The organism is Sphingomonas citricola, from assembly GCF_019429535.1.
Taxonomy (GTDB): Bacteria; Pseudomonadota; Alphaproteobacteria; order Sphingomonadales; family Sphingomonadaceae; genus Sphingomonas; species Sphingomonas citricola.
On record NZ_JAHXZM010000004.1, the window covers coordinates 198,565 to 219,392 of the forward strand.

The 20,828-nt window shown below is 69.1% G+C and carries 24 protein-coding genes; 10 read left to right on the top strand and 14 right to left on the bottom strand.

What is annotated here, in order from left to right:
- The first annotated feature begins 49 nt into the window (after positions 1–49).
- The gene (locus KZ810_RS11570; RefSeq protein WP_219769470.1) at positions 50–550 is read left to right on the top strand and encodes a YceD family protein; all 501 of its coding nucleotides are present in this window, start codon (positions 50–52) and stop codon (positions 548–550) included.
- A gap of 3 nt (positions 551–553) precedes the next feature.
- Here KZ810_RS11570 and KZ810_RS11575 read toward each other — a convergent pair whose 3' ends face one another.
- From KZ810_RS11575 to mgtE, 3 genes are all read right to left on the bottom strand, one after another.
- Positions 554–784: a hypothetical protein gene (locus KZ810_RS11575; protein WP_219769266.1), complete on the bottom strand. Its 231-nt coding sequence runs from the start codon at positions 782–784 to the stop codon at positions 554–556.
- Positions 785–1,627: 843 nt separating this feature from the next.
- Positions 1,628–2,044 carry a DUF1489 family protein gene (locus KZ810_RS11580; protein WP_219769267.1) on the bottom strand — a complete coding sequence of 139 codons (417 nt, stop codon included), beginning with the start codon at positions 2,042–2,044 and terminating at the stop codon, positions 1,628–1,630.
- A 17-nt stretch (positions 2,045–2,061) separates the two neighbouring features.
- Positions 2,062–3,477 carry a magnesium transporter gene (gene mgtE, locus KZ810_RS11585; RefSeq protein ID WP_219769268.1) on the bottom strand — a complete coding sequence of 472 codons (1,416 nt, stop codon included), beginning with the start codon at positions 3,475–3,477 and terminating at the stop codon, positions 2,062–2,064.
- A 128-nt stretch (positions 3,478–3,605) separates the two neighbouring features.
- Here mgtE and KZ810_RS11590 point away from each other — a divergent pair, with 128 nt between their 5' ends.
- On the top strand, positions 3,606–4,064 hold the full coding sequence (locus KZ810_RS11590; RefSeq protein ID WP_219769269.1) for a peptidylprolyl isomerase: 459 nt from the start codon (positions 3,606–3,608) through the stop codon (positions 4,062–4,064).
- 42 nt (positions 4,065–4,106) lie between these two features.
- On the opposite strand, the gene KZ810_RS11595 is transcribed toward KZ810_RS11590, so the two are convergent.
- Positions 4,107–4,991, bottom strand: coding sequence for a LysR substrate-binding domain-containing protein (locus KZ810_RS11595; protein WP_219769270.1), 885 nt, complete (start codon positions 4,989–4,991; stop codon positions 4,107–4,109).
- A gap of 293 nt (positions 4,992–5,284) precedes the next feature.
- Here KZ810_RS11595 and KZ810_RS11600 point away from each other — a divergent pair, with 293 nt between their 5' ends.
- Positions 5,285–7,576, top strand: coding sequence for a CDC48 family AAA ATPase (locus tag KZ810_RS11600; RefSeq protein ID WP_219769271.1), 2,292 nt, complete (start codon positions 5,285–5,287; stop codon positions 7,574–7,576).
- 37 nt (positions 7,577–7,613) lie between these two features.
- On the opposite strand, the gene KZ810_RS11605 is transcribed toward KZ810_RS11600, so the two are convergent.
- Positions 7,614–8,930: an MFS transporter gene (locus KZ810_RS11605; RefSeq protein WP_219769272.1), complete on the bottom strand. Its 1,317-nt coding sequence runs from the start codon at positions 8,928–8,930 to the stop codon at positions 7,614–7,616.
- Complete coding sequence (locus KZ810_RS11610; RefSeq protein WP_219769273.1) at positions 8,927–9,283, bottom strand: antibiotic biosynthesis monooxygenase family protein; 357 nt, start codon at positions 9,281–9,283, stop codon at positions 8,927–8,929. Before KZ810_RS11610 ends, KZ810_RS11605 begins: the two co-directional genes overlap by 4 nt.
- Positions 9,284–9,414: 131 nt before the next feature.
- Here KZ810_RS11610 and KZ810_RS11615 point away from each other — a divergent pair, with 131 nt between their 5' ends.
- Positions 9,415–10,023, top strand: a complete 609-nt coding sequence (locus KZ810_RS11615) for a class I SAM-dependent methyltransferase (RefSeq protein ID WP_219769274.1) — start codon at positions 9,415–9,417, stop codon at positions 10,021–10,023.
- Positions 10,024–10,056: 33 nt separating this feature from the next.
- Here the strand turns inward: KZ810_RS11615 and KZ810_RS11620 are convergent, their stop codons facing one another.
- Positions 10,057–11,238, bottom strand: a complete 1,182-nt coding sequence (locus tag KZ810_RS11620) for a phospholipase D-like domain-containing protein (RefSeq protein WP_219769471.1) — start codon at positions 11,236–11,238, stop codon at positions 10,057–10,059.
- A 95-nt stretch (positions 11,239–11,333) separates the two neighbouring features.
- On the opposite strand from KZ810_RS11620, the gene rpoZ reads away from it, so the two are divergent.
- On the top strand, positions 11,334–11,678 hold the full coding sequence (gene rpoZ, locus KZ810_RS11625; RefSeq protein WP_019515238.1) for a DNA-directed RNA polymerase subunit omega: 345 nt from the start codon (positions 11,334–11,336) through the stop codon (positions 11,676–11,678).
- Positions 11,679–11,753: 75 nt separating this feature from the next.
- Here the strand turns inward: rpoZ and KZ810_RS11630 are convergent, their stop codons facing one another.
- On the bottom strand, positions 11,754–12,653 hold the full coding sequence (locus KZ810_RS11630; RefSeq protein WP_219769275.1) for an aldose 1-epimerase family protein: 900 nt from the start codon (positions 12,651–12,653) through the stop codon (positions 11,754–11,756).
- Between the two features lie 87 nt (positions 12,654–12,740).
- On the opposite strand from KZ810_RS11630, the gene KZ810_RS11635 reads away from it, so the two are divergent.
- Together KZ810_RS11635 and KZ810_RS11640 are read left to right on the top strand one after the other, a co-directional pair.
- Positions 12,741–13,019 (top strand): hypothetical protein, encoded by a 279-nt coding sequence (locus KZ810_RS11635; RefSeq protein ID WP_219769276.1) that lies wholly within the window; start codon positions 12,741–12,743, stop codon positions 13,017–13,019.
- 81 nt (positions 13,020–13,100) lie between these two features.
- A complete protein-coding gene (locus KZ810_RS11640; RefSeq protein WP_219769277.1) occupies positions 13,101–13,904 on the top strand; it encodes a DUF72 domain-containing protein in 804 nt (267 codons plus the stop codon).
- On the opposite strand, the gene KZ810_RS11645 is transcribed toward KZ810_RS11640, so the two are convergent.
- The 3 genes from KZ810_RS11645 to hemC are packed head-to-tail and all read right to left on the bottom strand — an operon-like array spanning position 13,901 to position 16,414.
- A complete protein-coding gene (locus KZ810_RS11645; protein WP_219769278.1) occupies positions 13,901–14,809 on the bottom strand; it encodes a hypothetical protein in 909 nt (302 codons plus the stop codon). The two genes, KZ810_RS11640 and KZ810_RS11645, sit on opposite strands and share 4 nt — an antisense overlap.
- On the bottom strand, positions 14,802–15,503 hold the full coding sequence (locus tag KZ810_RS11650) for a uroporphyrinogen-III synthase (protein WP_219769279.1): 702 nt from the start codon (positions 15,501–15,503) through the stop codon (positions 14,802–14,804). Before KZ810_RS11650 ends, KZ810_RS11645 begins: the two co-directional genes overlap by 8 nt.
- On the bottom strand, positions 15,500–16,414 hold the full coding sequence (gene hemC / locus KZ810_RS11655; RefSeq protein WP_219769280.1) for a hydroxymethylbilane synthase: 915 nt from the start codon (positions 16,412–16,414) through the stop codon (positions 15,500–15,502). Before hemC ends, KZ810_RS11650 begins: the two co-directional genes overlap by 4 nt.
- A gap of 81 nt (positions 16,415–16,495) precedes the next feature.
- Here hemC and tsaD point away from each other — a divergent pair, with 81 nt between their 5' ends.
- Both tsaD and KZ810_RS11665 read left to right on the top strand, forming a co-directional pair.
- On the top strand, positions 16,496–17,521 hold the full coding sequence (gene tsaD, locus KZ810_RS11660; RefSeq protein WP_219769281.1) for a tRNA (adenosine(37)-N6)-threonylcarbamoyltransferase complex transferase subunit TsaD: 1,026 nt from the start codon (positions 16,496–16,498) through the stop codon (positions 17,519–17,521).
- A complete protein-coding gene (locus tag KZ810_RS11665; protein ID WP_219769282.1) occupies positions 17,518–18,489 on the top strand; it encodes an NAD(P)H-dependent glycerol-3-phosphate dehydrogenase in 972 nt (323 codons plus the stop codon). Before tsaD ends, KZ810_RS11665 begins: the two co-directional genes overlap by 4 nt.
- An 11-nt stretch (positions 18,490–18,500) precedes the next feature.
- On the opposite strand, the gene KZ810_RS11670 is transcribed toward KZ810_RS11665, so the two are convergent.
- From KZ810_RS11670 to KZ810_RS11680, 3 genes are all read right to left on the bottom strand, one after another.
- Entirely contained in the window at positions 18,501–18,737 is a 237-nt protein-coding gene (locus tag KZ810_RS11670) for a hypothetical protein (protein WP_219769283.1), read from the bottom strand.
- 157 nt (positions 18,738–18,894) lie between these two features.
- Positions 18,895–19,374 (bottom strand): invasion associated locus B family protein, encoded by a 480-nt coding sequence (locus KZ810_RS11675; RefSeq protein ID WP_308461540.1) that lies wholly within the window; start codon positions 19,372–19,374, stop codon positions 18,895–18,897.
- A 7-nt stretch (positions 19,375–19,381) separates the two neighbouring features.
- The gene (locus KZ810_RS11680; RefSeq protein WP_219769284.1) at positions 19,382–20,041 is read right to left on the bottom strand and encodes a histidine phosphatase family protein; all 660 of its coding nucleotides are present in this window, start codon (positions 20,039–20,041) and stop codon (positions 19,382–19,384) included.
- Between the two features lie 137 nt (positions 20,042–20,178).
- On the opposite strand from KZ810_RS11680, the gene KZ810_RS11685 reads away from it, so the two are divergent.
- Positions 20,179–20,787, top strand: a complete 609-nt coding sequence (locus KZ810_RS11685; protein WP_219769285.1) for an outer membrane protein — start codon at positions 20,179–20,181, stop codon at positions 20,785–20,787.
- Positions 20,788–20,828 lie beyond the last annotated feature (41 nt).

Genomic DNA, 20,828 nt, shown 5'->3' on the forward strand with positions numbered 1-20,828 from the left:
CGACCGCGCAAGTCAGCCGGAGTTCAGCCGCGTCGAACGACTGGACGCGATGGGATCCGACCCGCGCGAGGTATCGATCAGCGCGCGCGAGAACGAACGCACCGCGCTGGCCAAGCGGTTCGGGCTGATCGCGATCGAGCGGCTGGAAGGCCGCTTCACCGTGCGACAGGAAGCCGCGGGCGTCGCGGTGCGCGGGCGCGTGACCGCAACGGTGACGCAGGCGTGTTCGGTAACGGGCGACCCGATCCCCGCGCAGGTCGACGAGGGCGTCGAGCTGCGTTTCGTTCACCCGACCGGCACGCGCGCGCCGGCGGATGACGAGGACGAATACGAGCTCGCCGGCGGGGAGATCGACACGGTCGAGATCGAGGGCGGCGGCATCGACCTGGGCGAAACCGCCGCGGAGACGATGGCGCTCGCGCTCGACCCGTTCCCGCGCAGCGCCCGCGCCGCCGAGGTGCTGCGCGAGGCGGGCGTCATCAGCGAGGAGGACGCGCGCCCCGCGAACCCGTTCGCGGCGCTGAAGGACAAACTGTCGCGCGGCGACTGAGCGTTATTCGGCGACCTCGGCGCGGGCGCCGGTGATCATCCGCCGCGCGATGCCGCGCACCGCCTCGTCGTCCTTGGTTTCGTCGCGCGCGGGGTCGCCGAGATGGTCGAGGCTGCCTTCGAGGTAATCGAGCAGGCCCGGGTGGCGCTGCTCGACATATTCGATCAGCTTGAACAGCAGGTGCTCGCTCGCGATCTCGCGGCGGCGGGCCTGAACGGCGGTGTCGTCGGACAAGGTAATGCTCCCGTTGGCGTGAGGATGCCCAACGCACGGGCGGGCGGATGGGGGCAGCTCGCGGGTAAATTGCCGCGTGGGTGATTTCCCATGAGGCGCGCTTGCGATCAGGAATGGCCGTTCACGCGTTTAGTCGTCCGGCTTGGATGCAGAACGTCGATATGACTATGTTGTACTGCGCGTTGTTAGTACGGGTTCAAGATGGCCAACATGAAATCAGCTACGTTGGCTGTCGTTGCAGCACTTGCCTCACTAGCCGTGGGCGGGGCGTCAGCAGCTGCTTCGGCTGGACAGCGTGACGTAGATGGCGTCATCACTCGATTAGACCTGACGACTTTTGCCAATTCAGTTGGCCCTCGACGCAGTCCTGACAAGACAACATTCGCAGACTACGGATTTATCCATGTCGAGAAGACCTCGACAGGGGCGGAACTGGTCAGGGATGACAGGGGATGGAGATGAGCTTCACCATCATCTCCTCCGAACCAAAAGCGCTACGTCTCTGCTTCCATGATAAGGGTTTGGGGACACCAGGTGTATTATTCGTACCTAGTTACAATTTCACCTCTGCACTTCTCGTAACCAAGTCACGAGGAGGCCGATGGTCCGCCAAGCAAGTGTCGACGGGATTTCCCACCTGCCATAACGACCCGGCAACGGATTAGGAGGCGGGTCGCCGACCGCTGCCCTTCCACTTCTTACGCCACCCCAATCAGGGGCTGTCCTACACGCCTCGTGACGTGCCACGCGTCCATCGCTCTTGCTCAGTCGTGTATAAACCCCGCGCGCATGTGCGCCCGCGCGCACCCGCGTTGGCGTGTGACCTTTGTGACGTTCCGCGGTTTAAAGCAGCGCGAGTTCCACCAATCGGCCGACCAGCACCGGGGGCATCGCGGCGACGCCGTCGCCTGCCTCGCCCGACAGATCCTCGGGTGCTTCGTGCGCCTCCAGATAGCGCCAGCCCTGGTGCGCGCGGCGCGGGCGGGCGTTGATCAGCTGGAAATCGGGCGAGAGATGGATCGCGACGCGCCCGCCCTCGGCCTCGCCGAAGCCGGTGATCGGCGAGCGCGCGACGAGCTGGTGCTTGATGATCCAGTAGAGCGAGCCGCGCCCCGCCACCTCCTCGTGCCGTTTCGGCAGGTAGCGCGTGGTCAGAAACAGCTCGCCCGCGGCGGCGCGTGCCTTTAGCCGGTCGGTGAGCATGTCGAGGCTCGTCGCGCCGAACGCGACCTTGGTCAGGTGTAACGGGGGCAGGGACATCGTCCCCGCGATGTGGGTCAGCCCGACAGGCCCCACAAGGTCGCGAGCCCCAGGAACGACAGGAAGCCGCCCGTATCGGTCAACGTGGTCACGAACACCGCGGAGGATACCGCGGGGTCGACGTTCAGCCGGTCGAGCGTCACCGGCACCAGCACCCCGCCCAGACCGGCGAGCAGGTTGTTGATGATCATCGCGAGGCAGATCACCAGCGACAGATTGCCGTTGCCGAAGATCACGTAGGTGCCCGCGCCGATCAGCGCGCCGAGCGACACGCCGTTCGCGATCGCGATCCGCAATTCGCGGAATATCATCCGCGCGGTGTTGCTGTCGGTCAGCTGGTTGGTCGCGATCGCGCGCACCACCACCGCGAGCGTCTGCGTGCCCGCATTGCCGCCCATCCCTGACACGATCGGCATCAGCACCGCGAGCAGCGCGAAGCGCGCGATCTCGCCCTGGAACAGCCCCACCACCGAGGATGCAATCATCGCGGTGCCGAGGTTCACGACCAGCCACGTCAACCGCGTGCGCACGGTCAGCCGGATCGGCTCGTTGATGTCGCCCTCACCCGCGCCCGACAGGCGCAGCACGTCCTCGCCCGCTTCCTGCTGGATGATGTGGACGATGTCGTCGACGGTGATCATGCCGACCAGCCGCCCCGATCCGTCGACCACCGCCGCCGAGATGAGCGCGTATTTCTGGAACCGGAGCGCGACCTCTTCCTGATCCATGTCGACCGGGATCAGCGTCTGCTCGCGCTGCATCACGTCGGCCATCGCGATCCCGCGCGGCGTGCGCAGGATCCACGACAGCGCGCAGGTGCCGACCGGGCGATGCGCCGGGTCGACCACGAAGATCTCCCAGAAATCGGTCAGCAGTTCGTCGTGGCCGCGCAGATAGTCGAGCGTGTCGCCGACCGTCCAATGTTCGGGCACCGCGACCAGGTCGCGCTGCATCAGGCGTCCGGCCGATTCCTCGGGGTAGGACAAGGCCTCCTCGATCGCGGCGCGGTCGTCGGGCTCCATCGCGCGCAGGACCTCGCGCTGGTCCTCGACGTCCATGTCCTCGATGATCGCGACCGCGTCGTCGGTGTCGAGCTCGCTCGCGATGTCGGCGACCTGCCGCGCGTCGAGCGCGTCGATCAGCGATTCGCGAACGTAGTCGTTCATTTCCGCGAACACGTCGGCGTCGAGCTGATCGGCGATCGCGGCGGCGAGGTCGCGGCGGCGGTCCTCGGGCGTCAGCTCGAACAGATCGGCGATGTCGGCGGGGTGGAGCGGCGCGACGAGCGCGCGCGCCTCGTCGAAATCGTCCGCCTCGACCGCGTCGAGCACCGCGTCGACGAAGGCGGGCTTCAGCCGGTCGTCCTCGTCGAGCTGATCGCCCTGTTCGATCGCCTCGTCACGTTCGAGGTCGGGAAGCTCGGTCTCGCTCATGTCGCGTGCCTCCCTGCTGTTCGCCGACCCGCGGGCCTTATCGCCGGTGGTCGCGAATGGCCATGCACCATTTGCCTACCGCGGGGGGCGGCACTACCTGTGGCCCAAGAACACGAAAGGAATATCGAGTGGCCGACACCTTCAATACCCTGACGCTGACGCTGGACGGCGGCGACGTGACGATCCGCATGCGTCCCGACCTCGCGCCCGAGCACGTCCGGCGCATCGGCGAACTCGCCAACGAAGGCTTCTACGACGGCGTGCCGTTCCACCGCGTCATCCCCGGCTTCATGGCGCAGGGCGGCGACGGCGGTAACCACAACGGCACCGGCGGGTCGAAGAAGCCCAATCTCAAGCAGGAGTTCAACAAGGAGCCGCACGTGCGCGGCACCTGCTCGATGGCGCGGACGATGGACCCGAATTCGGCGAATTCGCAGTTCTTCATCTGCTTCGACGACGCGCGCTTCCTCGACAACCAGTACACCGTCTGGGGTGAGGTGACCGAGGGTATGGAGCTGATCGACGCGCTGCCCAAGGGCGAGCCGCCGCGCGAGCCGGGCAAGATCGTCAAGGCGAAGGCGGAATAAGCACCCGACCGTTCCCCGCAGCGCCGACCGGGCGCGGCGGGGTCAGTCGGTGCGCAGCGTCGCGATCAACCAGTCGCGAAAGATGCGCACCGGCTTCGTCTGCAGCGCGCGCGGGCGGCAGACGAACCAGTAGGAATACGGGCTCTCCACCTCGAGTTCGAACAAACGCACCAGCCGCGGATCGTTCGCGTCGTTGAAATGGCTCTCGAGCATGAACGCGACGCCCAGCCCCTGCGCCGCCGCCTCGAGCATCAGCGCACCCGAATCGAAATGGTCGACCGCCTTGGGCTCGACGTCGGCGATCCCGGCGCTCTGGCGCCACGCGGTGAAATTGTCCCCCATGTCGCGGTGAAGCAGGACGCTGTGGTCGACGAGCTGGTCCGGGCGCAGCAGCGGATCGGGCCCCTCCGTCAACGTGCGCGCGCCGATCGCGTACACCTTGTTGCGATCCAGCCGCTCGGCATAGAGCGTCGGGTCTACCTCGCGCGCGAGCACGATCACCGCGTCCAGCCCCTCGCCCAGTCGTGAGATCGCGTTGCTGCCGGTATCGACGTCGAGATGCAGCTCGGGCCGCGCGGCGCGCAGTTGCGCCAGCTTTGGAAACAGCCGCTGCGACGCGAACAGCGGCAGGACGCCCAGCCGCAACCGCAGCACCTCGCCCCCGCTCGTCATCGATTCGACCGCGTCGGACAGACTGTCGAGCGCGGGCGCGATCGCGGCGAGCAGGCGGTCGCCGTCGGCATTGGGGGTCATCGCCTGGTGTCGCCGGTCGAACAGCGGTCGGCCGAGAAACCGCTCCAGCGTCTGGATGCGCCGGCTGAGCGCAGGGGCGGACAAGGCAAGCTCGGTCGCCGCGGCCTTGATCGAACCCAGTCGCGCGACGGCGACGAACGCTTCGATGGCAGTGAGCGGTGGCAGACGGCGCATGGCTGGTCCGTTTTCGACGCGGGGTGACCGGCGGAGGCAATCGTCGGATGATGGCAAGCGATTGCCGTTTCTGCAATCGTACTACGACCTTTTCGCACTTGCAACATGATCTGCTGCGAAGCAAAACGATCGGGCCTTTCAGGCATCCTCTCCTAAAAACTTCATATGGGCCGGTCTTCTGATCGGCCCTTTTTTTCGTCTGCCCCGGATCAGTCGGTGCGCATCCTGCGCTCGCAATCGGGAACCCGCCGCCTATCTCCTGCGCTCGACGCCTTCGAGCGAGTGAGGGATCAATGGCCGACGCCGAACAATCTACCAAATTGCAGGTCGCGAACGCGCGGCCCGAGGATTCCGGCCGCGGCATCGCGCATCTGCCGCGCGCGGTGATGGCCGCGCTCGGCATTACCGACGGCGACGTGATCGAGATTTCGGGCAAGAAGGTCACGCCCGCGCGCGCGGTCGGCCCGTACAACGAGGACGAGGGGCTCGCGCTGATCCGCATCGACGGATTGCAGCGCGCCAATGCGGGCGTCGGCTCGGGCGACTTCGTCGAAGTCCGCAAGGCCGAATCGAAACCCGCGACGCGCGTCGTGTTCGCGCCCGCGCAGCAGAATTTGCGCCTTCAGGGGTCGTCCAACGCACTGAAGCGCACCTTCATCGGCCGCCCGTTCGCGCAGGGCGACGTGGTCGCGACCGCGGGGCATCAACGCGTGCAGAACATGCCGCCGGGGATGGCGCAGTTCGTCAACGCCCCCGCCTACGCCTTGCAGGAAATCCGCCTGCTCGTCGTCTCGGCCAGCCCCAAGGGCATTGTCCACGTCGACGAGAATACCGAGATCGAACTGCGCCCCGAATATGAGGAGCCCGAGGCGGCGCGGCGCGCCGACGTCACCTACGACGACATCGGCGGCATGGCCGCGACGATCGACCAGTTGCGCGAGATGGTCGAGCTGCCGTTGCGCTATCCCGAACTGTTCCAGCGGCTCGGCGTCGATCCGCCCAAAGGATTGCTGCTCTACGGCCCGCCCGGCACCGGCAAGACCCGCCTCGCGCGCGCAGTGGCAAACGAATCGGACGCGCAATTCTTTCTGATCAACGGCCCCGAGATCATGGGCTCGGCTTACGGTGAATCGGAGGGTCGGCTGCGTCAGGTGTTCGAGGAAGCCGCGAAGAACGCACCCTCGATCGTCTTCATCGACGAGATCGATTCGATCGCGCCCAAGCGCGGGCAGGTATCGGGTGAGGCGGAGAAGCGCGTCGTCGCGCAGCTGCTCACGCTGATGGACGGGCTGGAGGCGCGCGCGAACCTCGTCGTCATCGCCGCCACCAACCGGCCCGAGGCGATCGACGAGGCGCTGCGTCGTCCCGGCCGCTTCGACCGCGAGATCGTGGTCGGCGTGCCCGACGAGCGCGGGCGGCGCGAGATCCTGGGCATCCACACGCGCGGTATGCCGCTGGGCGATCACGTCGATCTCGCCGAGCTCGCGCGCACGACCTTCGGCTTCGTTGGCGCCGATCTGGCGGCATTGACGCGCGAGGCGGCGATCGAGGCGGTGCGTCGCATCATGCCGCAGCTGAACCTCGAGGAGCGCACGATCCCGCCCGAGGTGCTCGACACGTTGGCGGTGACGCGCGAGGACTTCATCGGCGCGCTGAAACGCGTCCAGCCGAGCGCGATGCGCGAGGTGATGGTGCAGGCGCCGACGACCAAGTGGAGCGACGTCGGCGGACTGGACGACGCGCAGATGCGGTTGAAGGAAGGCGTCGAGCTGCCGCTCAAGAACCCCGACGCGTTCCGCCGGCTCGGCATCCGCCCGGCGAAGGGTTTCCTGCTCTACGGCCCGCCCGGCACCGGCAAGACCCTGCTTGCCAAGGCGGTCGCACGTGAGGCGGAGGCGAACTTCATCGCCACCAAGTCGAGCGACCTGCTGTCAAAATGGTACGGCGAGAGCGAGCAGCAGATCACCCGCCTGTTCCAGCGCGCGCGTCAGGTCGCGCCGACAGTGATCTTCATCGACGAACTCGACAGCCTCGTCCCCGCGCGCGGCGGCGGGATGGGCGAGCCGCAGGTGACCGAGCGCGTGGTCAACACGATCCTTGCCGAGATGGACGGGCTGGAGGAGCTGCAATCGGTCGTCGTCATCGGCGCGACCAACCGGCCGAACCTGGTCGACCCGGCGCTGCTGCGTCCGGGCCGATTCGACGAACTGATCTACGTCGGGTTGCCGAGCCGTGAGGGGCGTCGCCGTATCCTCGGCATCCAGACGCAGAAGATGCCGCTGGCGGGCGACGTCGATTTGGACGACATCGCCGCGCGGACCGAGCGGTTCACGGGTGCCGATCTGGAGGACGTGGTGCGCCGCGCCGGTCTGATCGCGCTGCGCGAGCGGATCGACAATGCCGAGGTGAGCCAGGCCAATTTCGAACGCGCGCTGGAGGATTCACGGGCAAGCGTAACCCCCGAGGTCGAGCGCGAGTACGAACAGATGGCCGCGAAACTGAAGCAGGAAGCGAACGCGATCCAGCCGATCGGCTTCATCTCGCCCGGACAATTGACCCCGCGCGGGCCGAAGGGCGGCGACTGACCCGTTGCATGGGCGCCCCCGCTCCGCGGCGGCGCCCTTACACCTCGGGGTCGCTCCACACCTGCGCGTCATTGTCCGGCGTGCGCAGCGCGCGCCACGCGTAGGCCAGCAGGATTACGCATGCCGCGCCCGCGGTCAGATACGGCAGCGAATGCTGCACCTCGTACAGTCCGACGCCGATCGAGGGGCCGAGCACGAAGCTCGCGCCATTGACGCTCGTCACCTTGCCCGCGACCGAACCCTGCGCCGCGGGGCCGACCGCGAGGCTCGACCCGGCGGTAAAGCCTGGGCGCGTAAAACCGAAGCCTAGGCTAGCCAGCGCGTAGGCGGTCGCAATGCCGTAGAGCGAGGTGGCGAGCCCCGTCAGCGCGGTCCCCGCCGCGGCGAGCACCAATCCCACGAGCACCAGCGCGCGGGGTTTCAGATTGAGCGTCGGGATCAGCCCCCATTGCGCGAGCAACGCTGCGCCCGCGCCCATCATCAGGACGATCCCGGTTGGCTCAAGCGCGGCGGCGGGGGCGACGTTCAACCGATCGATCACGAGGAATCCGATCGCCTGCCCCGTCATCGCCTGCGCATGGCCCATCACGAGCCCCGCGATCATCCACGCCCTGATCCGCGGGTCGGTATAGCGCACCTCCGTGCGTCCCTCGGCCGTCGCCGCGGTGACGCTCGCGCCCGACGCCTGCCCGCCGATCGAGGGGTAGGCGTTGGCGGCGCCGTGGACGCCGGGTGCGATGCCGCGGTCGTCGGGAAGCACGCGGCGCACCGTCACGAGGACGGCCAGCCCGAACACTGCGAAGACGAACGCGGGGCCCGCGAGCCCGACCTCGACCGCACCGGCGTGCCCGAGGATCAGATAAGGCGCGAGCGCCGGCCCGAGGATCGTCCCCAGCCCGAAGGCGGAGGCGAGCAGGGTCAGCGCACGCGTCCGCTCCTCGCGCGTCGTGTTGCCCGCGACCAGCGCCTGCACCGCAGGCGGCGCGGCCGAGCCGAACGTGCCGTAGATCAGCCGCCCGAGGATGAAGAGGATGAACGCGGTGGTGCCACCGATCCAGCCGTTGATCCCGGCGGCCAGGAAGACGCCGCACAATGTCAGGCTGACGCAGAAGCCGCCCATGCCGAAGAGGATCATCAATCGCCGCCCGTGACGGTCCGATCGCCGGGCCCAGAAGGGCGCGGCGACGACCCACAGCAGCGCCGACACCGAGAAGGCGGCGGCGACCGCGCTGTCCTTGACGCCCAGCGACCGCCCAAGCGCGGGCAGGACCGATTGCAGCGCGGTGTTTCCCGCCGCGATCGTCAGCATGACGAGGAACATGAGCGCGAAGCTCCGATCGAACCCGCGTTTCATGCCCGTCCCTCCCCCGTCCTGCGCCAGCTGTAACTGCGCGATACGTGCGCGACGTGGAGGTCGTAGCCATCGTACCAGCGCCCGCGCCCGGCCTCGCGCACTGCGGTATGTTCGGGGTTCATGCGCCACGCGATCGCGCTCGCCTCATCCGCCCAATAACTGACGGTGATGCCGAACCCGTCGCTCCCTCGTGCAGCGTCGATGCCGCGGTAGCCGGGCTGTGTCGCAGCGAGCGCGTCCATCGCCGCGGCGGCGGACGTGTAGCCCGCTTCGTCGACGCGCGTGCGCCAGGCCGCGAAGATCACCGCGACCTGCCCTCTCCTGCTCCCAGCCGCTGTTGTGTCGTCCGGCATTCCCACGCGATTAGGCGCTTGGGGCCGCGGCGCAACCCCGCTATGGCAACCGACGCGCTTGACCAAGCGTTCGTCCAACCGGGCTGCGTGGAGCAAGCAGCGCGGACATAACGGGAGCAGTGCTTTTCCTCATGCCCAGTTCGACCAACGCGATGCGTCGCGCCCGGCCCGCCGGTGTCCCCGGACCGCTGCAGATGTTCTTCCAAGGGTTCCTGAAGCACCCGGTCATGGTCGGATCGATCATCCCGTCGTCGGACCGGCTGATCCGCAAGATGCTCGCGCCTGTCGACTGGGCGAATTGCAAGCTGTTCGTCGAATACGGCCCCGGCGTCGGCACCTTCTGCCGCCCGATCCTCGAGCGGATGGCACCCGACGCGATGCTGATCGCGATCGACACCAACCCCGATTTCATCCGCTATCTCGACCATACGATCACCGATTCGCGCTTTGTCGCGGTCGAGGGGTCGGCCGCCGACGTCGAGCGGATCATCGCCGAGCACGGTCACCAGTCGGCCGACTATATCCTGTCGGGCCTGCCGTTCTCGACCCTGCCCGACGGCGTCGGCCCCGCGATCGCCGCGGCGACGCACCGGGCGCTGCGCAAGGACGGCGCGTTCCTGGTCTATCAGTTCAGCCCCAAGGTCCGCGACTTCATCGCCGCGCACTTCACGCGCATCGACCATGACATGGAATGGTGGAACGTGCCGCCCGCGCAGCTGTACTGGGCGCACAAGGACTGATCTCGCGCACGACTGGGCGGCAGCGCGGGGGTATCAGAGCTCTTCGCTGCCGAAGTTCAGCCCGCGCGACACGGTGGGATCGAGCACTCCGACGATCAGGTAAGCGGCGAATTGCTTGGTACGCTGCCACCAGCCGGTCGCCGTTGCGTAAGCCTCGCGCGTTATCTGGTGCGAGTGCGCGATCTCGCCGTCGACGTAGCCGCGCACGCGCGCCGCAAAGGCGGCGTCATCGATCCGGAGCATGAGTTCCAGGTTGATGAACAGGCTGCGCATGTCGAAGTTGGCGCTGCCGATATAGACCGCATCGTCGACGACGTAGAGCTTGGTATGAAGCTTGGTCGGTTGATATTCGAATACCCGCACGCCTTTTTTTAACAGCCCGCGATAGGTGAAGCGCGCCGCCGCGATCGTCGCGTCATTGTCGGATTTGCTCGCGGTTACGACCCGCACCGCCTGCCCGATCCGCCCGGCCCGGTCGAGGCGGCGCAGGATCGTCGGGCTGGGGGTGAAATAGGCCGCGATCAGGTCGATCCGCTGCGCACGGCGCATGTCGCGGCGGATCGCGCGCGCCCAGGGGGACAGCCGCCGCGTCGGCCCGCCGATCAACCAGCGAAGCCGGCCTTGCGTTTCGCTCCACCGTGACAGCGCGCGGTTGAGGTGGCGCAGCTTGCCCTTCGGCTCGCGCACCCACGCCTCGAGCGCGTCGAAATAGCCCGCCATCCGCGACGCGGCTTCCCCCTCCACCAAGAGGCCCAGATCGCGCCACGCCTGTTCGTGCTCGGTCCCGAAATAATCGTCCTCGACGTTGAACCCGCCGGTCAGGATGCGCGCGGTTTCGGTATTCGCATCGGCGAGCGCGAGCTTCTGGTGATTGCGCAACAGGTAACGACGCCCGAAGCGCGGCAGGAACCGGCACACCGAAATGCCCGCGGCGCGCAGCGGATCGAAGAAGTGCGCGTCGGCATCGTCGCTGCCGAACCCGTCGACGATCAGCGCGACGGTGACCCCGCGCTCGGCGGCGGCAATCAGCGCCTCGTTGATCCGTCGCCCCGACGCGTCGTCGGCGTAGATGTAGAAGATCAATCGCAGCGATTCGCGCGCGCCCTCGATGAGGGTGAGCAGGGCACGGCGGCGGTCGGGGCCCTCGGTCAGCAGCGTCAGGCGGTGGCCGTCGACCACGATCGGCTCGGCCGCGCGGGCAGCATCCGCAGCAATCGCGCCCCCGCCCGGGCTTGCATTCGTTGACTTCACGACGTGCGCGTCATACACCGGCAGCCTCCCGTCTCCGTTTTTTTGCAAGGAAGCCGCCCATGGCGCGCGTGACCGTCGAGGATTGCGTCGACAAGATCCCGAACCGTTTCGACCTCGTGCTGATGGCGGCGCAGCGCGCGCGCCAGATTTCCGGCGGCGCGGAACTTACGCTTGATCGCGATCGCGACAAGAATCCGGTCGTGGCGCTGCGCGAGATCGCCGAGCAGACGGTGCGTCCGCGCGACCTGAACGAATCGGCGGTGCAGGGCCTGCAGCGCGTCCGCATCGACGACGAGGACGAGGCGGACGAGGTCGGCAGCCTGGCCGCATCGGCGGAGGCGCTGCGCCTCACCGCCGCCGCGCCGCCGCGCAACCAGAACCTCGGCGCCGATTACGACGGCTGATTGCCCTACGGTGATCGCTGCAACGGCCGGCCGCTCGCCCGAGCGGCCGGCCGTTGTCGTATCCGCCGCGGGTGATCATGGCCGCACCGTCACCGACATGGTGATGCGGTTCTCGTCCGCGGGTGCGACCGTGAAGACGCCGGGCTTGTCACGGAACTCGCCCGCGTAGCCGACCGGATCGGCGATGCCATGCCACGGCTCGATGCAGACGAACGGCGCGCCCGGCTTTGTCCAGATGCCGAGCATCGGCGTATCGGGGAAGGCGATCTCCAGCGATGGTCCCGCCGCCGCGCCGTAGCCGACCGACTGGCTGCGAACCCGGTCCCAGATCAGCGCATCGCGCGCGAACAGGTCATCGGTGAGGTGAAGCGTCTGTCCGTCGAGCGGCGACGCGCGCTGTTCCGCGGTAATCTGTCCGTCGCCGTCGAGGACACGCAGCGGCTCGGGCTCGGCGGCATCGAAGGTGGTGCGATGATCCTCGCGCGGCTGGCCATAGGGCAGCGGCCACGCGAAGGCGGGGTGGAACCCGAAGCTGGCGGGCAGGACGACGTCGGCGGGATTGCGCAGCGTGATCGCGATCTCGAGCGTCGCCGCCGTGATCGTGAACGCCGCTTCGAGTTGGAACGCGAACGGATAGGATGCACGCGTTTCTTCGTCGTCGCGCAGCGAAAGGACGAGGCGTGACGGTTCGTGCGCGACGACGTCGAAGTCGCGACGACGCGCGAAACCGTGCTGCTTCATCGGATATTCCCGCCCGTCGACGCGGATCACCTCGCCTGCGGGCTTGCCGACGACAGGGAAGAGGATCGGCGCGCGCCCCGTCCACCAGCGCGGATCGGCGTCGGTCATCAGCTCGCGCCCGACCGCGTCACGGATCGACGACAATTCCGCGCCGTGCGGATTGATCGCGGCGGAAAGTTGATCGGAGGCGATCGCGAGCCAGCCGTTCGCGGTGGCAGGGGGATGGTCGGACATGTCCGGTGCAACGCGCGACACGTGATTTGGAACCGTCAGCCGTGCCGGATCATTGATCAACCGCAACGAACAAAGAGGGGTTCAACAATGAAGACCGTTTTGAAGGCCGCCGGCATGGCCGGCCTGCTGATGCTCGGCGCGTGTGGCGGCAATGCCGACGACAAGGCCGCCGACAACATCGAGGCGATGACCGAGAACCGCGCCGACGCGCTCGAGACTCAGGCGGATGCGACCTCGAACGAGCAGGTGTCGGACATGCTCGAGCAGAAGGCGGACAACGTCCGTGAAATGGGCGAGGACGCGGCGGACAAGGCCGACGACAACGACGACGCGCGCGTCGAGCAGCAGGTCAAGAATCAGCTCTGATCGACCCGGCGGCAGGGCGTATGCGCCTTGCCGCCTCCCTGCGGGCGACGCCGGCGGGGATACGCTCTATATCTGCTCGCCATGACCAACCCCATTCGAGTCGGCATCGGCGGCTGGACCTTTGAGCCATGGCGCGGCGCGTTCTACCCGCCCAAATGGCCGATCAAGCGCGAGCTGGAATTTGCCAGCCGGCACGTCTCCGCAATCGAAGTCAACGGCACCTTGTATTCGTCGTTCAAGCCTGCGACCTTCGCGGCATGGCGCGATGCCTCGCCCGACGGTTTCGTCTTCGCCTTGAAGGCATCACGCTACTGCGTGACGCGCAAGGTATTGGCGGAAGCCGGCGAATCGATCGCGCGCTTCGTGGGACAGGGGATCGTCGAACTGGGCGACAAGCTCGGCCCGATCCTGTGGCAGTTCGCCTCGACCCGTCACTTCGACGCCGACGATTTCGCCGCCTTTCTTTCGCTCCTGCCGCACGAGCATGCGGGGGTGCGATTGCGGCATGTGGTGCATGTTCGCCATGAAAGCTTCCTGACGCCCGTGTTCGTCGACCTGTGCCGCGCCGCGGGGGTCGCGATCGTCAACGCCGATTCGGCCGATTACCCCGCGATCGGCGACGTATCGGGCGACCTCGCCTACGTCCGGCTGGAGGATGCGCGCGAGGAGGAGCCGACGGGCTACGCGCCCGCGGTGCTCGATGATTGGGCCGAGCGGGCGCGCGCGCTAGCGGCGGGCGACACGCCCACGGTGCTGCTGTGCGCCGCCGATCCCGCCCCGGTGCGCCCGCGCGAGACATTCGTGTTCATGATCAACGGCGCCAAGGTACGCGCGCCGCACGCCGCGATGGCGTTGATCGAGCGGCTCGGCGGATTACCCGGCTAGAGGTAGTTGCCCACGTCGGCGGTCGGTACCGGCTGCGGCGCGAGCGAGGGTGGTTGCGCAGGTGCCTGGATGATCTGCCCGGGTGCTATAGCGGGCGCGGCGGCGGGTTGCGTCACCGGCCCGACGATTGCGACCGTTTCGAGCTGGTCGAGCGCACGGTGTGCGTCGACGTAGCGCTGCGCGGCCTGGGTCCAGTCGGCCGCACCGCCCGCGCCGGGCAGACGCTTCGCCTCCGCCAGCGCTTCCTCGACCCGCCCGGCATCGATCAGCCGCCGCACGCGCGTCAGCCGGTCGGCGGGGAGCGGCGACGGCGTGCCCGCCTCGTGGATCACGACCAGATTGCGCAATTCGGCACCGAGCCCGCCCCACCATGTGCTCTCGCGCGCGAGCAGCACCGGCGCGGCAGTGTCAAGCCCCTGACGCAGGCTCTCGAGCGTGACCGGGTTGCGCGACGCGCGGATCACCGCGGCTGCCTCCCGCGAGGCACCGGGAAAGCGTGCGCGCAACTGCTCCTCGAGATAGCCCAGACCCAGTCCACGATCGATCGCGCGGCGGGCGGCGAACGCGATCAGGATCGCCTCGGCGCGGCCCGCCCGCCCTTCCGCGTCGGCGGCGCTGCTGCCGAGCGTCGCCGCGCGCGCTTCAAGACTGGCGAGCTGCGCGGCGAGTGCCGTTTCACGCGCGGAGAGCGCCTGGACGTCGGTGGTCGTCTGCGGCGCCTGTTGTACGGGCGCACGCGCTGGCGTGGTCGCCTGCGTCTCGCCGCGCCTGAGCCAGCCGGGCTCGTTGCGCATCGCGAAGATCATCAGGCCCAATCCGATCGCGAGCACCAGCGCCGCGATCAATACCGCCGGGCCCCTGCGCGAACGCCGCGCGCCGTCGCCGAACGGATGGTCGTCACTCATGGCGCACGTTATCCTCGGGCGTGCCCGCCGGGTCAATCGCGAGCAGTGCCGCCGCGCGCTCGACGAGGCACGCGTCGCTTGGCGTGCGCGCGATCGCGACCCGACGCCATCCCTCGCCCGCCACCGCCGCGACGTTCGCGCTGATCGCGGCGAGCATGATCCGCGCGCGCGGCAGATCACGTGCGAGCGCTGCGAATTGCCCCGCCGCGCGCACCGAATGGAGCAGCACCACGCCGTCGACGGCAGCGGCGAGGCTGTCAGGCGCGACCGATACGGGTTCGCTCGCGTAGACGATCACGCGCTCGACGCCGGGCAGCGCGACGTGCTCGCGTCCCGCGAGATGAAGCAGGCGGGGGAAGGCGGACGCCGCCGCGACCGCCGCCGCGGCGTCGCTTTGACCGGTCACCGCGACATGCAGGCCTGCGGCTTGCGCGACGCGCGCGGTCGCCGCGCCCACCGCCACGACCGGAAGGTGCGCGAGGGCCGCGAGCCCCTCGCCCGCCGCCTGCACAGCGTTGGCGCTGGTCAGCAGCAGCGCGTCGACGTGCTCGGTGGTGGGCACGGCCCAGGTGAGCGGGCGGATCTCGAACAACGGGATACCGAGCGCGTCGACCCCGAGCGCGCGCAGCGCGGCGACGGTGCGGCCGTTCCCCGGCTCCGGCCGGAGCACCAGCGCGCGTTTCGACGCGTTCATCCCGCGAACAACCGCCTGATCGCCGCGGGCGCGCGCGCGAGCAGATCGCGCGCGAGCGCGGTGCCGACCTCGTCGCCGCCGCGCTGCTCACCCTCGACTGATTCGTCGCCACGCTCGGTCAGCAACTGCGCGCGAAGGACGATCTCGCCTGCCTCGATCCGCGCCAGCGCCGCGACGGGCGAGTGGCAGTCGGCGGCGAGCGTCACGAGCAACGCGCGTTCCACCAGCACCGCGCGGTGCGTATCGGCGTGGTCGATCGCTGCCACCAGATGACGCGCGGGTCCGTCGGCCAGTGTCTCGATCCCGACCGCCCCCTGCGCGGGCGCGGGCAGCATCTCGTCGAATTCGATCGCCACCCCCGTGTCGTGCCGCCCCAGCCGGTCTAGCCCCGCGGCCGCGAGCAGCGTCGCGTCGACCTCGCCGACCGCCAGCTTGCCGAGCCGCGTGTCGACGTTGCCGCGGAAGAGCACCGTGGTGACATCGGGGCGCAGCCGCCCGAGTTGCGCCGCGCGACGCGGGCTGCTGGTCCCCACCACCGCATGGTCGCGCAACGCCGCGATCGATGCCGCCCCGATCAAGCGGTCACGCACGTCGGCGCGTTCGAGCATCGCCGCGATCGCGATCTCGCGCGGGCGGATCGTTTCGACGTCCTTCATCGAATGCACGCAGGCGTCGACCTCGCCCGCGAGCAGCGCGCGGTCGAGCTCCTTGGTCCACAATGCCTTGCCGCCGATCTCGGCCAGCGCGCGATCCTGCACGCGGTCGCCGGTCGTGCGGATCACGACGATCTCGACATCATCCCAGCCGTGCGCCGCCATTAACGCGTTGCGCACCATCCCCGCCTGCACCAAGGCGAGCGGTGAGCCGCGCGTGCCCAGTCGAAACGTACCCTGTCGAAAGCCGTCAGCCATCCGCCGCCTATCGCCGAGCGTCGCGGGCACGGCAAGGCGTGGCCATTTCCCCCCGCGGCGCGATCCCCTACATCACGCACGATGCTTATCCTCGGCCTCGAATCCTCCTGCGACGAAACCGCCGCCGCTCTCGTCACCAGCGACCGGCAGGTGCTGGCGCACCGCCTGCTCGGGCAGGAGGCGGCGCACGCGCCCTATGGCGGGGTGGTGCCCGAGATCGCCGCGCGCGCGCATGTCGAGGCGCTAGAACCGCTGGTGGCCGCGGCACTCGCTGACGCGGGGGTGACGCTGGCGCAGGTCGACGCGGTCGCCGCGACCGCGGGGCCGGGGTTGATCGGCGGGGTCATGGTCGGGCTCGTCACCGGCAAGGCGCTGGCGCACGCGGCAGGAAAGCCACTGGTCGCGGTCAATCACCTGGAAGGGCATGCGCTCAGCCCGCGATTGTCCGATCCCGATCTCGATTTTCCGTATCTGCTGCTGCTCGTCTCGGGCGGGCATTGCCAGTTGCTGCTGGTCGAGGGCGTCGCGCATTACCGCCGTCTCGCCACGACGATCGACGATGCCGCGGGCGAGGCATTCGACAAGACCGCGAAGATCCTGGGGCTCGGCTTTCCCGGCGGCCCGGCGGTCGAGCGCGCTGCGCGTGACGGCGATTCGCGCGCGGTCCCGCTGCCGCGTCCGCTGCTGCGATCGAGCGAGCCGCATTTCTCGTTCGCGGGGCTGAAGGCCGCGGTCGCGCGCGCGGCGAACGATCATGCCCCCGCCGATCTCGCTGCGTCGTTCCAGGCGGCGGTGGTCGACTGCCTCATCGACCGCACGCGCCGCGCGCTGAACCGCGCGGGGCCGGTCACCGCGCTGGTGGTCGCCGGCGGGGTTGCCGCCAATACCGCGATCCGCGCCGCGCTCCAGTCGCTCGCCGCCGAGCACGATCTCCGCTTCGTCGCGCCGCCCTTGTGGCTGTGCACCGACAATGCGGCGATGATCGCCTGGGCGGGGGCGGAGCGTTTCGCCGCGGGGCTTACCGATCCGCTCGACGCGCCTGCGCGCGCGCGCTGGCCACTCGACCCCGATGCCGAGGCGGTCCGCGGTGCGGGGGTGAAGGCGTGATCGGCGTCATCGGCGGCGGGGCGTGGGGCACCGCGCTCGCGCAAGTCGCGGCGAATGCGGGCCACGCGGTCCGGCTGTGGGCGCGCGAAGCCGAGGTGGTCGCGGCGATCAACGGCGTGCACGAGAACACCGCCTTCCTGCCCGGTATCACGCTGTCACCTGCGATCCACGCGACGCGGGACTGGGCGACACTCGCCGACGCACGCGCGATCCTGGTGGTGACGCCCGCGCAGCATATGCGCGCGGTTCTCGCCAATCTGCGCGATCACGCCGCGCCACTGATCCTGTGTTCGAAGGGGATCGAGGCCGGCACGCTGCTGCCGCTGCACGAGGTCGCGCGGCAGGCGGTGCCGCGCGCGCCGATCGCGGTGCTGTCTGGTCCAACCTTCGCGCACGAGGTGGCAGCGGGGCTGCCGACCGCGGTCACGCTGGCGGCGGAGAATGCGGGGCTCGCCGCCACGCTCGCCGCGCTGATCGCGCAGCCGACCTTCCGGCCCTATGCGTCGTGCGACGTGATCGGCGCGGAGATCGGCGGCGCGGTGAAGAACGTGCTCGCGATCGCGTGCGGCGTGGTCGACGGCGCGGGTCTGGGTCAGAATGCGCGTGCTGCGCTGATCGCGCGCGGGTTCGCCGAGATGACGCGCTTCGGGCTCGCGCGCGGGGCGCGGGCGGAGACGCTCGCGGGATTGTCGGGGCTCGGCGACCTGGTGCTGACCTGCTCGTCGACCAGTTCGCGCAACTTCTCGCTGGGACGCGGGATCGGTCAGGGGCATCCCGCGGCGACGCTGCTCGAGAACCGGCTGACGGTCGCGGAGGGCGCGCACACCGCCCCGGTGCTGCGCGAGGCGGCGCGTCAGGCGGGCGTCGACATGCCGATCACCGAGGCGGTGTGCCGCCTGCTCGACGGGGCGCCGGTTGCCGCGACGATCGACGCGCTGCTGTCACGCCCGCTGCGCGCGGAGGCGTAGGAGCGCGAGCGTCAGGAGTGCGTGTCGGCCGCTACCGATCGAACGAGGTTCAGCCGTGTCAGCAGTTCGGGCAGGTCGCCGGTCACGAAGGTGTCGAGCGGGGGTGCCCAGGCCTGGCGTAGCGCATCGCGCGCCGCGACGAACGGCGCGGGCTGCGCCGCGTCGTTCGCGACCATCAGTGCGTCGTCGCGCTCCTGCAGACGGAAATCGTGGTGGACGGGGCGCTTTCCCCGCATCGGCTCGTTCATGGGTCACGCACTTACAAAGGTAACAACAATGGCGGCGATGGCGATGCCATCCCCGTTTTCGCATACGCATCAAACGCACAACGCGGCTGCGGGTTGCTTCGTGGCGGCGCGGGCCGATCGGTTCACCGCGGACGCGCCGCCGATCGCCGATCGTGCGTCACCGCGCGCAGGCGAGACTCGCCGCGTCGATCGCGGTGGCGGCGCCGTCGAGCGCGTAGGTATCGGCGAACGGGCGCCCGCCGGTCGCGACGCCCGACACGCTCATGCTGCGCCCGCCGCGCATCACCGCGACGATCGCGCGGTCGGTCGCGGCATCGGGTGCGCGCGCGCCACGTGCGTCGCCGCGCAGGCCGAAGCGCCGCTCGCCGATCGTCAGCGTGATCGGCGTGCCGGGCTGGCGGAGCACCGAGAAGCGGACAAACACCGCGGGGCGCCGCGCGGCATCGGTTCGCGCCGCGACGCTCGCGAAGCCGCCGCGCATGTCGGTACCGCCGCTCACGGTGACGGGGCGCGCGAGCGCGAAGCAGCGCCGCGGCGGCCCGGCGTCGCGGATCGCGCCCCAGCGCTGCCACACGCCGACCGCATCGCGCGCGCCCGACAGAAATGCGAGCGCGAGGAGGATCACAGTGCCGCTCACCAGCCAGTCACGCGGGCGCGTAGCCGGTGCCGCGGTGCACCAGCGTCTCGACCCCGCGCTCGATCAGCGACACGCTGCCCTGCGGGTGCCCCGGCAGCACCGGAGCGCCGCACGCCCCGACGGGCGCCGCCGTCGCGACGCCGCGCAGGACCCGGCTCGATATGCCGTGCATCACGACCAGCCGGTCGCCGGGATCATCGTTCGTATCGGCGAGCCAGCCGCCCACCCGCCGCGCGATCGCGGGATAGGTCTCGCCGTCGGGGGCGCAGCGGAGCAGTCCCTCGCCGTCGACCACCGGGCCGACCTCCGCGACGACGTCGGCGTAATAACGCCCGCCCCAGCTTCCCATGTCGATCTCGACCAGTCGCGCGTCGGTGTGCGCCTGATGCCAGTCGAGTTCGAGATGCTCGGCGATGATCGCCAGCGTCTGAAGCGCGCGTCCGGTCGGCGACGCCCACAAGGTCAGTGCTGGACGCACGCCGAGCAGGTCGCGCAACGCCCGCCCCATTTCGTCCGCCTGCGCGAAACCCGCGCGCGTCAGCGGGGTGTGCGGGTGGTCGCCCTGCATCCGCCGCGCAGCGTTGAACACCGTCTCACCGTGACGCGCGACGAAGTCGCGGCCCTGCCGCCGCCCCGCCTGCCCATGCTGATCAAACCCAGTTTCCATGACCGCGGTGTCAACCCGGTGTGGCGCGAAAGCAACGCGAAAAGCTGTTTAGGTGAGGTTCATGCAACCGGCAGCGATGCTGACTATTTCCCGCATCCCGCCCCGGCGAACGGGGTGTGACTGATATGGAGTAGCCCATGCGTACGCTCGTTCTCGTCACCACTGTCATCGCCGCCGGCATCGCCGCGCTTCCCGCCGCCGCGCAGACGGGTGCCGCACCGTTCACGGGTCCGCGGGTCGAAGCGCTTGCCGGCTATGACAATCTGCAGGACGGCAGTGACGGCAGCTCCGAGGGGCGCGACGGCTTTCTCTACGGCGGCGCGATCGGGTACGACGTTCAGGCGGGCGGCGTGGTGCTGGGCGCGGACGCGGAGCTGACCGATTCGACGTCGCGCGCGCGCAGCTACAACGCCATCACCGCGGGCGATCGCTTCTCGGTCGATGCGGGCCGCGACATCTATCTCGGCGGACGCGTCGGCTATGTCATCTCGCCGCTCGCGATGATCTACGCCAAGGGCGGCTACACCAACGCGCGGATCGAATCGCGCTATACCGCGGGCACGACCGAGTTCCGCGACCACACCAACCTCGACGGTTTCCGCGTCGGCGCCGGGCTGGAATACAACATCAACCCGACCACCTACGTGAAGGGCGAATATCGTTATTCTCACTACGGCGATGTCGACGGCTACAACATCGACCTCGACCGGCATCAGTTGCTCGGCGGCGTCGGCATCCGCTTCTGACGCGGTTTCGCGCAGGATCGACGCTTTCCCCCAATTCTTAA

Excerpts from the sequence above, each read along its gene's own strand:
- KZ810_RS11570 (WP_219769470.1), top strand. The coding sequence starts at position 50 with ATGGGATCCGACCCGCGCGAGGTATCGATCAGCGCGCGCGAGAACGAA.
- KZ810_RS11580 (WP_219769267.1), bottom strand. The coding sequence starts at position 2,044 with ATGTCCCTGCCCCCGTTACACCTGACCAAGGTCGCGTTCGGCGCGACG.
- mgtE (WP_219769268.1), bottom strand. The coding sequence starts at position 3,477 with ATGAGCGAGACCGAGCTTCCCGACCTCGAACGTGACGAGGCGATCGAA.
- KZ810_RS11595 (WP_219769270.1), bottom strand. The coding sequence starts at position 4,991 with ATGCGCCGTCTGCCACCGCTCACTGCCATCGAAGCGTTCGTCGCCGTC.
- KZ810_RS11600 (WP_219769271.1), top strand. The coding sequence starts at position 5,285 with ATGGCCGACGCCGAACAATCTACCAAATTGCAGGTCGCGAACGCGCGG.
- KZ810_RS11605 (WP_219769272.1), bottom strand. The coding sequence starts at position 8,930 with ATGAAACGCGGGTTCGATCGGAGCTTCGCGCTCATGTTCCTCGTCATG.
- KZ810_RS11610 (WP_219769273.1), bottom strand. The coding sequence starts at position 9,283 with ATGCCGGACGACACAACAGCGGCTGGGAGCAGGAGAGGGCAGGTCGCG.
- KZ810_RS11615 (WP_219769274.1), top strand. The coding sequence starts at position 9,415 with ATGCCCAGTTCGACCAACGCGATGCGTCGCGCCCGGCCCGCCGGTGTC.
- rpoZ (WP_019515238.1), top strand. The coding sequence starts at position 11,334 with ATGGCGCGCGTGACCGTCGAGGATTGCGTCGACAAGATCCCGAACCGT.
- KZ810_RS11630 (WP_219769275.1), bottom strand. The coding sequence starts at position 12,653 with ATGTCCGACCATCCCCCTGCCACCGCGAACGGCTGGCTCGCGATCGCC.
- KZ810_RS11635 (WP_219769276.1), top strand. The coding sequence starts at position 12,741 with ATGAAGACCGTTTTGAAGGCCGCCGGCATGGCCGGCCTGCTGATGCTC.
- KZ810_RS11640 (WP_219769277.1), top strand. The coding sequence starts at position 13,101 with ATGACCAACCCCATTCGAGTCGGCATCGGCGGCTGGACCTTTGAGCCA.
- KZ810_RS11645 (WP_219769278.1), bottom strand. The coding sequence starts at position 14,809 with ATGAGTGACGACCATCCGTTCGGCGACGGCGCGCGGCGTTCGCGCAGG.
- KZ810_RS11650 (WP_219769279.1), bottom strand. The coding sequence starts at position 15,503 with ATGAACGCGTCGAAACGCGCGCTGGTGCTCCGGCCGGAGCCGGGGAAC.
- hemC (WP_219769280.1), bottom strand. The coding sequence starts at position 16,414 with ATGGCTGACGGCTTTCGACAGGGTACGTTTCGACTGGGCACGCGCGGC.
- tsaD (WP_219769281.1), top strand. The coding sequence starts at position 16,496 with ATGCTTATCCTCGGCCTCGAATCCTCCTGCGACGAAACCGCCGCCGCT.
- KZ810_RS11670 (WP_219769283.1), bottom strand. The coding sequence starts at position 18,737 with ATGAACGAGCCGATGCGGGGAAAGCGCCCCGTCCACCACGATTTCCGT.
- KZ810_RS11680 (WP_219769284.1), bottom strand. The coding sequence starts at position 20,041 with ATGGAAACTGGGTTTGATCAGCATGGGCAGGCGGGGCGGCGGCAGGGC.
- KZ810_RS11685 (WP_219769285.1), top strand. The coding sequence starts at position 20,179 with ATGCGTACGCTCGTTCTCGTCACCACTGTCATCGCCGCCGGCATCGCC.